The sequence below is a fragment of the Variovorax brevis genome, assembly GCF_030317105.1.
Lineage (GTDB): Bacteria > Pseudomonadota > Gammaproteobacteria > Burkholderiales > Burkholderiaceae_C > Variovorax > Variovorax brevis.
Genome location: NZ_JASZYG010000004.1, coordinates 487,218 through 500,836, shown reverse-complemented (window position 1 = coordinate 500,836; position 13,619 = coordinate 487,218). Strand labels below are relative to the sequence as shown.

Here is a 13,619-nt window from a genome sequence, read left to right as displayed (position 1 = left end):
GTGTAAGGGTGTTTAGAAAATCTTGGCTCGTTTAAACGCAATAAAAAAAGCCGACCACTTGGCCGGCTTTAAGTTTTACGCTGGTAAAGGTTCAGCTATTATTTTTTGCGCGCTCTGCATCTAAATGGTTGGCCCAAGCTTGGAGCATCTTGCGGCGTTCGTCCTGATAGGCGTGGCGGTTGTAGGCGGCGCGAACTCGATTCGCAGGAACGTGCGCAAGGCAATGCTCGATCACATCCGCATTGGCTCCCTCCTTGTTGAAGTGCGTACTGAATGCGGCTCTCATTCCGTGTGGAGTGCTCTCGCCGCCATAACCAAGTCGATCCAGCACCGCGTTAAGCGAACGATTGGCCATCGGCCGTCGCGGGTCAACTCGGTTCGGAAAGAGGTGTTCGCGCTCTGCGGGGACTTGCTTACGCAAGTTGCGTAGCAGCGCGACAGCCTGGCGAGACAGAGGTACCCAATGCTCGCGCTTCGCCTTCATTCGGGACGCCGGGATGGTCCATGCCTTTGCGTTCAAATCGATCTCGTCCCACCGTGCAGAAATGACTTCATCTTTTCTGCTCGCAGTCAGAAGCACTAACAACATGGCCGTTCTTGTCGCTGGTTGAACGCGACTGTCATCCAAGGCGCGAAGGAAATTACCCATCCTTTCGGCGGGCAGCGACAAGTGATGCACCTGGTTGCGCGCTTGGAGCAATCGGCGGGGCGGGGTGGGATTCGCGGATACCAAGCCCGTGTCGATTGCGTGCTCAAAAATCGCGTCCAGGTGAGTGCGCAAGTTGCGCGCGGTTTCTGGTGCGCGCTTCTCGACAGTAGTTAGGAGGCTCGACAGCTCAAGCCGCGAGATGCTTTCGATGGGACGCCCTTTCAGCTTCGGCAGGAGGTCGTTGTTCAGTTCGCGTTCGCGCTGCCGCACCGTTGCTGGTCGCAGCTTGGCTTCCGTCTTCAGGCGCCAAGCGGCAGTCACTGCGCCAAATGTGCCAACTAGGGCGCGCTCTTGGGCCTGTTTCTGCTGCGCCTTCGCATGCTGTCGGTGATGGACGGGATTGATGCCATCGGCTACCAAGGTTCGTGCCTCTTGGTGCAACTCGCGGGCGCGCTTGAGGCTGATGTCGGGGTAGCGCCCCAGCGCCAGCAAACCTTCCTTTTCGTGAAGCCAAAACCGGTATCGCCAGAGCTTCGCTCCCCCGGGCTGAACCAGCAAGAACAGGCCGCCAGAGTCGGGCAGCTTGATCGCCTTGCCTTGCGCCTTCGCGTTCTTGATCTGCGTTTCAGTGAGCAAGCGAGCGGCTTGCTTGGTCGCAGGTAGAGCAGATTTCATCTTCGGGTACGTAGTGGTCGATACCCGAGATCGTACCCGAAAAAGTGTAAGCTTTAGTAAGTCAACTTCAGATCAGATGGGACTTCGAATTGTCGCAAGTCTTTGATCTATAACGATAATATCGTCATGAATCGAGGTCTAGACTGGTCTTGATAGGTCTAGCTAAGAGGTCTGTTGACGTTCCAGGTGGCGATCTTCATGCGGTTCTCAATGTCGTTGACCAGCGATATTAGTTTGAACCTTGGCGCCGCTTTCGGGTACGGTGCATTCCACCTGAAGCGTCAGGTCATGGGCCCGACGAATGCGCAGACGCTGGCGCCGGCATCCGGAGCCATTTTCCTGACCAGCGCCTACTTCGCCAGCTCAGTCATCAGGCGTGTCACCAGATAGATGCGTGGCACGATCGAATCGACCTCGATGAATTCGTCCTTCGCGTGGTAGCCGAAGCCGGAGAGGCCAAAGCTCTCGACCACGCCAGGCTTGCCGGAACGGCCTGCGAAGCCGGCATCGGTGCCGCCGCCTGTCATGGGCACGAGCGCGAGTTCGCGGTCGATTTCCTTGTAGATCTCTTGCGCCTTCTTCGCGACAGCCAAGCCCTTGTCACCGGCCAGGAACGCCGGGCGCTTGACGTCGAGTGTGACGGTGGTCTCGCTGTCGGGGATCAGCTTGCCGCTGGCGACCTTGGCCTGCAAGGCGGCATCGAGCTTCTTCTCGGCCCCCGGCTGTGTGATGCGGACGTCGCCAAGCGCCTGTGCCTTTTCGGTGATCTGGTTGATCGGGCCGGTGGCCGTCGCCACGGTCCAGTTCAACGCCACACCGGGAATGTCCTTGGACAAGTCCCTGGTCTGCAGCAGTTGGTAAGACAACTCGTAAAGTGCGTTGCGGCCCTGTTCCGGCGCGGCACCCGCGTGCGAGGCCTTGCCCTTCACATCCATCGTGGCTTGCGCGGTGCCCGCTGCGCCGAGCAGCAGCGGCTCGCCCTTGGTCACCGACTTGGCGTAGGTGGGCTCAAAGGACATCACGAAGTCATGCTTCTCTGCCGTCGTCGCGATGAGTTCGCCAGAGGCGCCGGAGCCCACTTCCTCGTCGGTGTTGAACAGCACGGTGATGGTGTCGAAGTCTTTCCAGCCCGAGTCGATGAGGATCTTCAGCGAGGCGAGCATCACCGCGATGCCGCCCTTGTCGTCCGCGATGCCGGGGCCGTAGATGCGGTTGCCGTCGACCCTGTATCCCTGCGTGTTGAGGATGCCGGCGGGGTACACCGTGTCCATGTGCGCCTGCAACATCAGCTTGCGCTTGCCGGTGCCCTTCAGCGTGCCGACCACGATCTCGGCCGGCGCGCCGCTCGTGGTCTTGACGCGCTGCGTCTTGAAGCCGAGGGCCTTCAATCGACCGTCGGTGATGTCGGCCATTTTCAGCAGGCCTTCGGAGTTGAGGCTGCCGGATTCGACGAGCACCATTTCCTTGAGGCTGTCGATCAACGCGGGCTGCGCCTTCTCGGCGGCCGCGAGCAACCTTGCGTCGGGCGCAGCGTGTGCCGCAGTGGTGGCAAAGGCCAGCGCGGCGGCAATGGCGAGGGAAGAAAGCAACGGGGTAATGCTGCGCGTCATGCGAAATGCTCCTTGAATGTTTTGATTGGCCCCGAAGTCTAGTTTCGCGGCCGCGGCTTCGGGACAACCCTGAGGCCATCCATGTTCGAAGAGAGACGCGTCCTGCGAACTCGGCGGCGTCCGCCTCGGCCCGGAGGTCGCCGTAGCCAAGTGGCGCGCATCGGGTGTACCGTGCGCACCTGATATCAGGACTCGTCATTCCGATGGGGTTCCCGTGCGATGCAGGGAATGTTTGGTCGTTGGGCGGACGCGTCGCATGCCTGCCGCGCAACGTCGAGGAGACAACATGAGCATTCGAACTGGACGGTGGCTCGGCCGCAACGGAGGCGGGCTCGAGATTCTTGCAGTCGCACCGGGCGGTCACGTCTCGGCGCGTTACCAGACCAAGGTCGGCAAACCCAACCCCAACGCATGGTTCGATGCGCACGGCATGACGGACGGCCGGCTCATCGGCTTTACCGTGCTCTGGCAGAACAGCACCGAGCAGCATGGCTCGCTCGCCACCTTTACCGGCCGCTACCTCGGCGCCGGCGACGCGGACGGGTTCGGCGACTCGGCCAGGGAGCGCATCGAAGCGCAATGGCACCTGGCCCGCCTGTTCGACGATGACGATCCCGGCAAGCCGCACGCGATGTGGGAGACCTTCCTCACCAATGCCACCGTCCTTTACTGGACGCCTTGAAGGTCTGTCGATGGGCGGGTGGCCTGCAGCGGCAGGCCGTCCGCGCGTGCTTGTGGTTTAATCGATGCATACATTCGGCTTGTTGACAATAGTTGCGGCTTGAATGCATGCATTGCCGGGATCACACATGAGCACACTACCCAGGAAAACCGCCACCAGCCGCGCGCAGGCGGAGCCGCCACCGGCGCGCAAGAGCGCCGCCCGCCAGTTGATGACGCTGCCCGAGCAGATTGCCGAGCGCATCTTCAACGCCATCGCCAGCGGCGAATATGCGCCCGGCGACCGCATCCGAGAAGAAGGCCTGGCCGAAGAGTTCGCGGTCAGCCGCGGACCGGTGCGCGAGGCGCTGCGCATCCTGGAGAGCGACTCGGTGGTGCGAATCCTGCCCAACCGCGGCGCGCACGTCACGCAGCTGTCCATCAAGGAAGTCGCCGACATCTTCGAAATCCGCCGCAACCTGTTCGGCGCCATGGTCCGCCGGCTCAGTCCCCAGGAGGCCGCCCAGATTGCCGCGACCATCGATGCCGACGTGCGCGCGCTCGATGCGCTGGCGCAGGAGCCCGACGGCGCGGCGGCGTACTTCGACACCACCTATCGCCTGGCCCGCACCCTGCGCGAAACGTGCAGCAACGAGCGGCTGGCCGAGATCCTCGCCTCGCTCGCGCGGCAGACCTTGCGCTACACCCAGCTTGGCCTGGCCACGCCGGCGCGGCGCAAGGAGTCGGCGCGCAACTGGCGCGTGATGCAAAAGGCCTTGAAGGCGGGCAGCGTGGAGCTTGCTGCCGAGGCCGCTGAAAAACTCATCGAGGATTCCAGGCGCGAGGCCATCGCGCAACTCGAGGCCCGCGAAGCGAGCGGCGCCGCCTGAGGTCCTGCACGCGAGAGCGGCGGACGCGGATCACTCCGGCTTGAAGTCGATGGACTTCAACACTGCGCCGATGCGTTCGAAGTCGGCGCGCAGCGCCTGTGTCATGTCTTCGGGCGTGCGCGGCTGACCGGGTGCCAGGCCGAATTCCATCAGGCGCTCGCGGATGGCGGGTTGCGCCATGACCTTGAGGGCGGCTTCACGCAGGCGGGTTTGTGAAGCAGCCGGCACGTCGGGCGTCACCCACAAGCCCACCCACGCCAGCGCTTCCATCTGCGGGTAGCCCAGTTCGGTGAAGGTCGGCACCTGCGGCAGGTTCGGCGAGCGTTGCGGCAGGCTCACCGCGTAGGGCACGACCTTGCCCGCCTTGATGAGCGGAATCGCGTTCGGAATGCCGGCAAACATCAGCGGCACATGCCCACCCACCACGTCCACCAGCGCCGGGGGCGTGCCCTTGTAGGCGACGTGCGTCATGTCGATGCCGGCCGCCTTGTTCAGCTGCAGGCCCATCACGTGCGACACGGTGCCGGCGCTGTAGCTGGCGTAGCTCACCTTGCCGGGGTTGGCTTTGACATAGGCGACCAGCTCGGCCAGTGTCTTCGCCGGCACGGAGGGGTTGCCCACCATGACGAGGCCCCCGCGCGCCAGTTCGGCGATGGGCTTGACCTCCTTCGCCATGTCGAAGCGCAGCTTGACGATGTGCGGGATCTCGCTGACCAGCGCGTCGAGCGAGACGATCATCGTGCTGCCGTCGTGTGGCGCCTGCATCAGGTCGTTGACGGCGAGCGCCCCTCCCGCGCCGGGCTTGGCTTCGACGACCACCGTCTGGTGCAGCTCCTTTTGCAACCCTTCTGCCAGCAGGCGCGAGACCACGTCGAGCGTGCCGCCGGGCGGCCCCGCGGCGATGATGCGGACGGCCTTGTCGGACGGCGTTTGTGCCCACGCTGTCGTCGTGGAAAGAAGGGCGAACGCGGCGCCCAGTGCGGTGGCGAGGCTGCGGCGGGTGAGGGGATGAATCATGTCTGGCTCCTGCTCATTGAGTTGGGTTGGGCGCAAGCCATGGGCCTCGCCGTCGGGGTGCAATGGATTGGAGAAGTTTATATTACGATTGTCAACAATAATAATGTCGATCATGGCGTGACGGCGAGTCCGGTCGCAAGCCGTCACATGCGGGAAAAGACCGCTGCGCTACAGGCAGGAACAACTGGCCGGCGCAGCGCAGGCCGCCGCCGTGCCATCGGTCGCCGCCGTGGTGCTTCCGCCAACGCACAGCGCCTGCTTGAGCGCCGGGCAGGCCGTCTCGCAACCGGCGCAGGCGCCGTTGACGGGCGCGGTGCAGCGCGCCGGTCCGGTGAGGGTCTTCAGGAGCACGACGTCCGCATTGGAGGTCGTGCATCCACTCGACACGATGGCGGCGGCGAGCGCCGCAAGCAGGAGCATCTTCATTGCAATCCTCTCGTCACTGGGGTCGCGCCATCATGCAGCAATGAAGCGCTCGCGACCGTTTGCATGCTTGCGTCCATCATGGTGATTCGGTGCCCAGCACCATCACCATGTACGCCGACATCACGAGTCCGCCGGCTTGCATGAGGCAGCTGCGAACGCCTTTGACCTGGCGGTCGCCGCAATCGCCGCGCAACTGGCGTACCGACTCGATCATCAATGGCATGCCGAACATGCCGCCATGGTTGAAGGACAGGCCGCCGCCCGAGGTGTTCATCGGAAACGCACCGCCCGGCGCGATGCGACCACCCTGCACGAAGGCGCCGCTCTCGCCGCGCTCGCAAAAGCCAAGCTCCTCCAGGCCGACCAGCACGCCGATGGTGAAGGCGTCGTAGATCTGCACGAGGTCGATGTCGTCCCGGGTCATGCCGGCGCGTTGCAGCGCGAGGCGGCCCATCCTGGCGAGCACGCCGTTGTCGATCCAGTCCTCCGTGCCGAAAGGCGTGGCGTGCTGGATGTATTGCTCGGCAAAGCCTTGCACGAGCACTGGCTTGCGGGGCAGGTCGCGCGCATGGTCGGCGCGCACCAGCACGATGGCGCCGGCGCTGTCGGTTACCTGGCAGATGTCGAGCTTGCGCAGAGGGGCGGCGACCATCGGCGAGGCGAGATAGTCGTCCATCGTGAGCGGCCCTTGCGCGACGGCGTTGGGGTTGAGTCGCGCCCAATGCCGTGCCGCCAGCGCGACTTCGCCCAGATCTTCAGCGCGGGTGCCGTGGCGGTGCATGTGCAAGCGTGCCTGCATGGCGTAGAAGCCGATCGGGCTCAGCATGCCGTAGGGCAGCACGAACTGCCCGCTGGGCATGCGGGCATCTTGCGCCGCGCCGCCGCGTGAGCGGCTGCGGTCCAGTCGCTGCGTGCTGCCGTAGGTGATGAGTGCGACCTTGCACAAGCCGGCTTCCATCGCGGCCATGGCATGGGCGACGTGCGTGAGGTTCGACTGTCCGCCGACCACGGTGCTGTCGACGTAGCTCGGCGTGAGGCCCATGTACTCCGTCACCAGCAGCCCGGCCGCACGGTCATCCCAGTGCGCGAACACGCCGTCGATGTCAGCCGGCTTGAGGCCCGCGTCCAGGATGGCCTGGCGCGCGGCATCGCATTGCAGCGACAAGGCGGTGTCGCCTGGCTGGGCCTTGCCCATGCCCGCCTCGCCGATCCCGGCGATGGCGTAGCGGCCACTCAGTGCTTTGGGGTCCATGCGGTCGTCCTTCAAGCCGTCGCGTTGGTGGCGGCCGTGAGCCGGGCGCGCACGTCCTTCTTCAGCACCTTGCCGACAGGGCTGCGCGGCAGCGTCTCCCAGAACTCGACCTGCTTGGGCGTCTTGAGGCTGCCGAAGCGCTTCTTGCACATCTCGGTGATCTCCTCGGCTGTTGCGGCGCTGCCCGGCTTGAGCTCGATCACGGCGGTGAGGCGCTCGCCCCAGTCCGCATCGGGCACGCCGACCACGGCGCAGTCCTGCACGGCGGGGTGTCCCCAGATCACCTGCTCGATCTCGCTCGGATAGATGTTGAAGCCGCCGGAAATCACCATGTCCTTCTTGCGGTCGACCACGTAAAGGTAGCCGTTGTCGTCGAACACGCCGATGTCGCCGGTGTGGTGCCAGCCGAAAGCGCGGGCGGCCTCGGTGGCTTCGGGGTTGTTGTAGTAGCCCGGGGACACGAGGTCGCCGCGCGCCACGATCTCGCCGCGCTCGCCGGTCGGCACGATGTTGCCGTCGTCGTCCATGAGCGCCACTTCGCAGGCACCGGATGGGCGGCCGGCCGACGCCAGGTGCTTGTCGAGCTCAGGGTCGTTGTGCACGAAATGGTCCTTGCGCGACAGGCAGGTGATGACGCCCGGCACTTCCGACTGGCCATAGCTTTGCATGAACACCTGGCCCCAGCGCGCGATGCCTTCCAGCAGCTTGTCGACCGACATCGGCGCGGCGCCATACAGCACGTATTCGAGCGAGGAGCAATCGCGCGTGGCCACGTCGGGGTGCGCCAGCAGGCGATAGATCATCGTCGGCGGCAGGAAGATGTGCGTCACGCGCTCGCGCTCGATCGCCTCCAGGATCACGCCCGGATCGGCCGAGGCCGCGATCACGTTGCGCGTGCCGAAGCGTGCCAGCGCGACCATGGTGGCGCCCGCGGCGTGCGTCAGGGGCGCGACGACCAGGTGCACCGGGTCTTTCTTCGGCGGTGTGAACTGGTTGGTGATGCGGTAGGCTGTCTCGAGCGAGCGGTGGCTTTGCATGATCGCCTTCGGGCGGCCCGTGGTGCCGCCGGAGGACTTGATGAGGGCGATGTCCTCGGGACCGCGGCGCACGTTCACGCGCTGGCCGGCAAAGTCCTTGAGCCATTGCGTGATGGACGCGCCACCTTCCTCCAGCGCTTCGGTTAAGCCGATGACGCGCTTGAGCGAAGGGATCTCCGCCTTCATCTGCTCAAGATGCGGCGCGTACTGCGAATGGCAGATCAGCACCGCGATCTCGCAGAACTTCGCGAACCAGATGATGTCTTCAATCGGGTCGCGCGCATTGAGCGGCACGTAGACCGCGCCGCTGCGCATCACGCCGAGCATGGCCGGCAACACCATCGGGTGGTTGGGCGAGAGCACGGCGACGTGCGTGCCGGGTTTCACATCTCGAACCAGCGAGGCAGCGACGGCGTGCGATGCGTCGGCTGCCTGGCTGTAGCTCATCTGCATGCCGCCGCCCTGGACGAAGGTGCGCTCGGGGAACGCCGTGGCGCCGGCGTCGAAGGAATCGATGATCATTTTGTCTCCGGAGTCTGTTGTGTCTGGGGGGCCGGCGTATCGCCGCCCGTGAGCCTGAACATCGGCAATGCGATGTCATCGGCGATGTTCTCGAAGCACACCTCGACAGGCGCGCCGACGGCCAGGTGCTCGAAGTCCGAACCGACGATGCCCGCCAGCATGCGAACGCCTTCTTCGAGCTCGATCATCCCGATGGCATAGGGCACGCGTGCCTCGAACGCGGGATGCGCCGCGACGTGGCAGACGGTGTAGGTGTAGACGCGGCCCTTGCCGCTGGCCTGCACCCATTCGATGTCGTTGGACAGGCAGGTCGTGCAGAAGCGTCGCGGATAGAACTGGTGGCGTTTGCAAGCCGGGCAGTACTGCACCTTGAGCCGCCCCTCGAGCGCCGACTGCCAGTAATGAGCGGTCTCGGCGGTGGGAATCGGCTGCGGGCGTTGGAGGGTCGTTGTCACGGTTTGCTCCTTCAGTTCGCGCTCAGCGAGAAGTCGGCGCCGGCCATGTGCACCTGCGACTTGCGCCTTGATCGCGCCAGGCCGGACACGAGGTCGACCACGGGGTGATGCAGGCTGTACGTGTCGTCCGCCGCGGTCGGCTTCAGGGCGTTGATCTTCTCGTCGCCGTACATGTAGCGCAACAGCAGTTCGTCGTCGCCGATGTTCTTGTAGCGCTGGCGCAGGCCCGGCAACACCGGCTCGATCACCGGCGGCTTGACGGAGACGTCCTTCGAGCCGTTGGCGATGACCTTGTCTTTCACGTTGCCGTCCACCGGCAGCGGCAGCTCGCCGAAGTAGCCGCAGACGTATTTCTTGACCTCGTCCGGCACGACCTTGTAGCGCTCGCCGTTGAGCACGTTCATCACCGCCTGCGCGCCGACGATGGCGGGGTAGGGGGTGACCATGATCGGCGAGCCCAGCTCCACGCGCACGCGGCCGATTTCTTCCAGCACGGCGGGCATCTTGTCGGACATGCCGGCGAGCTTGAGCTGCGATTCGAGGTTGCTCATCGCGCCGCCCGCGTACTGAGTGATGTAGTGGCTGGGCTCGTATTCGGCCGGCACGCCGACGGGCTGGTTTTCACGCTCGGCGAGGGCGCTGAAGTAGTCGCCGACCTCGTCGAGCAGGCGGTCATCGACGTTCACGTCGAGGCCGATCTCGCGCAGGTTGCGCGCGATCATCTGGGCGGCGGGCAGCGAGTTGCCGTTGGCCATCGGATCGACGGCGGTGAGGATGCTGTCTGCGCCGTGCACTGCCGCCTCGATGGCCAGCAGCGGACCAAGGCCCGTCAGGCAGTGGGTGTTGAACTCCAGCCTGGCCCGGTCGCCGATGGCCGCTTTCATCGCCGGAACCAGCGTTCGGACGCGCTCCAGCGTCAGGATGCCGGCCGCGTCAGCCAGCGTCACGGTCTGTGCGCCGAAACGCTCGACCGCCTCGCGCGCCTTGCTTGCATAGAGCCCGTCGTCATAGCCGGGGGCAATGTTGTAGCCGAGCAGGTAGCTGATGTTGGCGCCGTGACGCTTCGCCACTGATATGGCGGGCGCGAGGTTGTCCGAGCACATCAGCGCATCGAAGATGCCGATGTCGCGCACGCCGTTGGCAATCTGCCGCTCGACAAACAACTCGGTGACGTCGTCGGCCACCGGGAAGAAACCGCGCATCAGGTTGCTGCGGATGGCGGCGCGCAGCGGCGTGCGCGGCATGCGCTCGCGCAGCAGGCGGATGCGCTCGAACGGGTCCTGGTTCAGGAACAGCACGCTCGCATCGAACTGCACCAGCGCAATCGCCTGGATCGACAGGAAACCGGCGCGGTCCATGCGCTCGGCGATCGGCAGCATGTGCTCGGTGCGCATGCGCGTGGCCCACAGGCATTGCTGGCCGTCGCGCAGCGTGTCGTCGGTCAGGTGGATGGTGCGGCGCTTGCCCGAGCGTGCGGTCTCTGCGGCGACAAGTTGTTTGAGATTTTCGAGCATGCTTCAGCCCTCCGTGCCTTGAAGTTGAACCGCCACGCCGGGGCCTGTGACCTCGAGTTGGGCATAGCGCGCCGCGCGCGCGGTGAGTCCGGCGATGAGTGCGTCCGTGGGCGTCGTCGGGACGTAGCGAAGGGCGTCGGCCGATGCCGGCGCAGGATGGGCCTCCGGCTCGACGCCCGAGACCAGCGCCGTCACCAGCGCAGCGTCGCTTGCGTCAGGATGGGCCGTGCGCGGCAGTTCGATCCAGGGCGATTCCATCTTCGGCACGGCACCGACGCGCCGTGCCAGCTTTGCGTCGACGCGCGCTGGCGCCGCGCCGTAGACCTGTTGCAGCGCGCGCCGCACGCCGGGGCGGAGTTCAGCGTAGCGCGGCATGCCCTGCAGATGCATCAAGGCCTGCTCGGCGATCGGCTGTGCGAAAGGTGCCAGCATCGGTGGTGCGCCGACGTCGCTGCGAACGCGTGCGCATTCGTTGGCGAAGGCGTGGAGCTTGTGCGCGAGGCCCAGCGCGGTGAGCTTTTGCATGCACTGCGCGGCGATGTCGCCTGGCAATTGATGCGCGTAGGGCGCGAGGTCGAAAACCCAGGCGCGACCCGATTCAAAGCCATGGCGGTCGGCGATGCCGGTGAGCAATTGGTCGGCTTCGCGTACCGCGTGCAGGCGTTGTTCGGTGACGGGGCAGCCGGTCTTGAGCAGGCGCAGCGATTTGAGCAGCGTGCCGAGTGCCGGGGCGGAGGCGCCGTTGGCCAGCGGTGCGAAGGCCGTATCGAGGCCGTCGATACCCATGCGCACCGCTTCAAGGGCGATCATCGGGCCGAGTGCCGTCTGGCAGCGCAGGTGCAGGTCGAGCGGCGTGTCGCCCAAGGCGTTGCGCAGTGCGGGGAGCAGGGTCGCGAGTCGCGCCGGGGTGAGCAGGCTGGCTTCGTCGCGCAGCATCACGCGGGTGGCGCCTGCCGCTGCCAGCGCCGCGGCTTGGGCGCTGAAGTCTTCGTCGCTGCGGGTCGCTGGGCTGGTGAAGGGCATTGCCGCAATGGCGGTCAGGCCGAGGGCGGTCGCCGCCTTCAGCACCGGCGCGATGCGCGCCATCTGCATCAGAGGGTCGATCACGAGGACTTCGTTGCCGCCGCGTTGAGCGAGTTCGTGGAGCCACAGCGTGGCCATCTCTGTCGACACCACGTCGGCGCCGCGCTTGCCGTGCGTTGTCAGCAGCGAGAGCGACGCGCGCAATGCGACGCCGGGGCAGCGCTCGCGCAGCAACTCGATGCGTTGCCATGGGCTTTCGCCTCGCGCTACGCATTGCTGCATGGTGGCGCTGGAGGCCACCTCGATGGCGGCGGGCTGGGCAGCGGTCAGGTGGGTGGCGACGGCCAGTGCCATCGGCGTCGTCATTGCGCCGGCCCATCGCGCGCTTTGGCCGTCGGTCAGGCTGACGTCGGTGTAGCGAATCGTGCGTTCGGTCATGGTTGCGCCTCCGCAGAGGCCTGCGCGAGCTTGGCTGCCTGTGCCGCAACCTTCTGCGCCGCCTTGCGCTGGGGCAGGAAGGTCTCTTCGACCCAGCGCGTGGTCACGTTGCCCTGGATGAAATCCTCATGCGCAAGCACCGAGTCATGGAAGGACGCTGTCGTCGTCGGCCCTTCGACCTTCAAGCCCGACAGCGCCTGGCGCATGCGCGCAATGGCTTGCTCGCGCGTGGCCGCATGCACGATCAGCTTGCCAAGCAGCGAGTCGTAGTAGGGCGGCACGGTGTAGCCGGCATAGCAGTGCGAGTCGACGCGGATGCCGTCGCCCGAGGGCACGTCCCACACCGAGATCAGGCCCGGGCGCGGCAGGAAGTTGCGCTCCGGGTCCTCGGCGTTGATGCGGCATTCGATCGCGTGGCCCTGCAGGTTGACGTCCGCCTGCGTGAACGACAGCGGCAGGCCACCCGCCACGCGGATCTGCTCGGCCACGAGATCGAAGCCGGTGATCATTTCCGTCACCGGATGCTCGACCTGGATGCGCGTGTTCATCTCCAGGAAGAAGTACCTGTTGTCGCGCTGGTCGACGACGAATTCGATGGTTCCGGCCCCGCAATAGTTGGCGTTGCGCGTGAGGCTCACGGCGCATTCGCCCATGGCCTGGCGCATGGCGGGGTCGACGGCCGGGGAGGGCGCTTCCTCGATCAGCTTCTGGTGGCGGCGCTGCGTGGAGCATTCGCGCTCGCCGAGGTAGACCACGTTGCCGTGCGAATCGGCCATCACCTGGATTTCGATGTGGCGCGCGTGCTCGATGAACTTCTCCATGTAGAGCGTGTCGTCGCCGAACGCGGACTTGGCTTCGTTGGCGGCCGAGCTCATCAGCGATTCGAGTTCGCTTTCATCGCGCACGATGCGCATGCCGCGCCCGCCGCCGCCGGCTGTCGCCTTGATGAGCACCGGGTAGCCGATCTCGGCGCCGGAGCGCTTGGCATGCGCCACGTCGGTCAGCGCGCCCGTACCCGGCACGCGCGGCACGCCGGCCTTTTGCGCGAGGCCCACGGCGGTGATCTTGTCGCCCATGGCGTCGATCGAATCGGCGGAAGGACCGACGAACACCAGGCCCGCTTCGACGCAGGAGCGCACGAAGGAAGAGCGTTCCGACAGGAAGCCGTAGCCGGGATGCACCGCGTCGCATCCAGTGCTCAGCGCCGCCTCGACGATCTTGTCGGCGCGCAGGTAGCTTTCCGATGCGGGCGGCGGACCGAGCACCACCACCTCGTCGGCCAGTTTCGCGGCGAGGGTGTCGACATCGGCCTCGGAAACACCCGCCACCGCCTCGATGCCGAGGGTGCGGCAGGCGCGGATCACGCGCACGGCGATCTCACCGCGGTTGGCGACGAAAACACGGCGGATGTCGCGCTTGGCGACGGGGATGGTTGCTGCATTCGTGTTCAT

At 65.5% G+C, this 13,619-nt stretch carries 12 protein-coding genes; 2 read left to right on the top strand and 10 right to left on the bottom strand.

Annotated elements, in window-relative coordinates:
• Positions 1–91: 91 nt before the first annotated feature.
• Positions 92–1,324 carry a tyrosine-type recombinase/integrase gene (locus tag QTI66_RS15230; protein WP_286560626.1) on the bottom strand — a complete coding sequence of 411 codons (1,233 nt, stop codon included), beginning with the start codon at positions 1,322–1,324 and terminating at the stop codon, positions 92–94.
• Between the two features lie 350 nt (positions 1,325–1,674).
• Complete coding sequence (locus QTI66_RS15225; RefSeq protein WP_286560625.1) at positions 1,675–2,934, bottom strand: glutamate carboxypeptidase; 1,260 nt, start codon at positions 2,932–2,934, stop codon at positions 1,675–1,677.
• A gap of 286 nt (positions 2,935–3,220) precedes the next feature.
• On the opposite strand from QTI66_RS15225, the gene QTI66_RS15220 reads away from it, so the two are divergent.
• Entirely contained in the window at positions 3,221–3,616 is a 396-nt protein-coding gene (locus QTI66_RS15220; RefSeq protein ID WP_286560624.1) for an avidin/streptavidin family protein, read from the top strand.
• A gap of 127 nt (positions 3,617–3,743) precedes the next feature.
• Complete coding sequence (locus QTI66_RS15215; RefSeq protein ID WP_286560623.1) at positions 3,744–4,484, top strand: GntR family transcriptional regulator; 741 nt, start codon at positions 3,744–3,746, stop codon at positions 4,482–4,484.
• 30 nt (positions 4,485–4,514) lie between these two features.
• On the opposite strand, the gene QTI66_RS15210 is transcribed toward QTI66_RS15215, so the two are convergent.
• From QTI66_RS15210 to accC, 8 genes are all read right to left on the bottom strand, one after another.
• Positions 4,515–5,501 (bottom strand): Bug family tripartite tricarboxylate transporter substrate binding protein, encoded by a 987-nt coding sequence (locus QTI66_RS15210; protein ID WP_286560622.1) that lies wholly within the window; start codon positions 5,499–5,501, stop codon positions 4,515–4,517.
• Positions 5,502–5,669: 168 nt separating this feature from the next.
• Positions 5,670–5,927, bottom strand: a complete 258-nt coding sequence (locus QTI66_RS15205) for a hypothetical protein (RefSeq protein ID WP_286560621.1) — start codon at positions 5,925–5,927, stop codon at positions 5,670–5,672.
• Positions 5,928–6,003: 76 nt separating this feature from the next.
• Positions 6,004–7,179, bottom strand: a complete 1,176-nt coding sequence (locus QTI66_RS15200) for a thiolase C-terminal domain-containing protein (RefSeq protein WP_286560620.1) — start codon at positions 7,177–7,179, stop codon at positions 6,004–6,006.
• 11 nt (positions 7,180–7,190) lie between these two features.
• On the bottom strand, positions 7,191–8,738 hold the full coding sequence (locus QTI66_RS15195; protein ID WP_286560619.1) for an AMP-binding protein: 1,548 nt from the start codon (positions 8,736–8,738) through the stop codon (positions 7,191–7,193).
• Positions 8,735–9,193: a Zn-ribbon domain-containing OB-fold protein gene (locus tag QTI66_RS15190; protein ID WP_286560618.1), complete on the bottom strand. Its 459-nt coding sequence runs from the start codon at positions 9,191–9,193 to the stop codon at positions 8,735–8,737. Before QTI66_RS15190 ends, QTI66_RS15195 begins: the two co-directional genes overlap by 4 nt.
• Before the next feature lie 11 nt (positions 9,194–9,204).
• The gene (locus tag QTI66_RS15185) at positions 9,205–10,707 is read right to left on the bottom strand and encodes a carboxylase (RefSeq protein ID WP_286560617.1); all 1,503 of its coding nucleotides are present in this window, start codon (positions 10,705–10,707) and stop codon (positions 9,205–9,207) included.
• A gap of 3 nt (positions 10,708–10,710) precedes the next feature.
• The gene (locus QTI66_RS15180; RefSeq protein ID WP_286560616.1) at positions 10,711–12,168 is read right to left on the bottom strand and encodes a hydroxymethylglutaryl-CoA lyase-like TIM-barrel protein; all 1,458 of its coding nucleotides are present in this window, start codon (positions 12,166–12,168) and stop codon (positions 10,711–10,713) included.
• Positions 12,165–13,619, bottom strand: a complete 1,455-nt coding sequence (gene accC / locus QTI66_RS15175) for an acetyl-CoA carboxylase biotin carboxylase subunit (RefSeq protein ID WP_286560615.1) — start codon at positions 13,617–13,619, stop codon at positions 12,165–12,167. Before accC ends, QTI66_RS15180 begins: the two co-directional genes overlap by 4 nt.

Bases quoted from the DNA above. Each gene is read 5' to 3' on its own strand.
- QTI66_RS15230 (WP_286560626.1), bottom strand. From the start codon at position 1,324: ATGAAATCTGCTCTACCTGCGACCAAGCAAGCCGCTCGCTTGCTCACT.
- QTI66_RS15225 (WP_286560625.1), bottom strand. From the start codon at position 2,934: ATGACGCGCAGCATTACCCCGTTGCTTTCTTCCCTCGCCATTGCCGCC.
- QTI66_RS15220 (WP_286560624.1), top strand. From the start codon at position 3,221: ATGAGCATTCGAACTGGACGGTGGCTCGGCCGCAACGGAGGCGGGCTC.
- QTI66_RS15215 (WP_286560623.1), top strand. From the start codon at position 3,744: ATGAGCACACTACCCAGGAAAACCGCCACCAGCCGCGCGCAGGCGGAG.
- QTI66_RS15210 (WP_286560622.1), bottom strand. From the start codon at position 5,501: ATGATTCATCCCCTCACCCGCCGCAGCCTCGCCACCGCACTGGGCGCC.
- QTI66_RS15205 (WP_286560621.1), bottom strand. From the start codon at position 5,927: ATGAAGATGCTCCTGCTTGCGGCGCTCGCCGCCGCCATCGTGTCGAGT.
- QTI66_RS15200 (WP_286560620.1), bottom strand. From the start codon at position 7,179: ATGGACCCCAAAGCACTGAGTGGCCGCTACGCCATCGCCGGGATCGGC.
- QTI66_RS15195 (WP_286560619.1), bottom strand. From the start codon at position 8,738: ATGATCATCGATTCCTTCGACGCCGGCGCCACGGCGTTCCCCGAGCGC.
- QTI66_RS15185 (WP_286560617.1), bottom strand. From the start codon at position 10,707: ATGCTCGAAAATCTCAAACAACTTGTCGCCGCAGAGACCGCACGCTCG.
- QTI66_RS15180 (WP_286560616.1), bottom strand. From the start codon at position 12,168: ATGACCGAACGCACGATTCGCTACACCGACGTCAGCCTGACCGACGGC.
- accC (WP_286560615.1), bottom strand. From the start codon at position 13,619: ATGAACACGAATGCAGCAACCATCCCCGTCGCCAAGCGCGACATCCGC.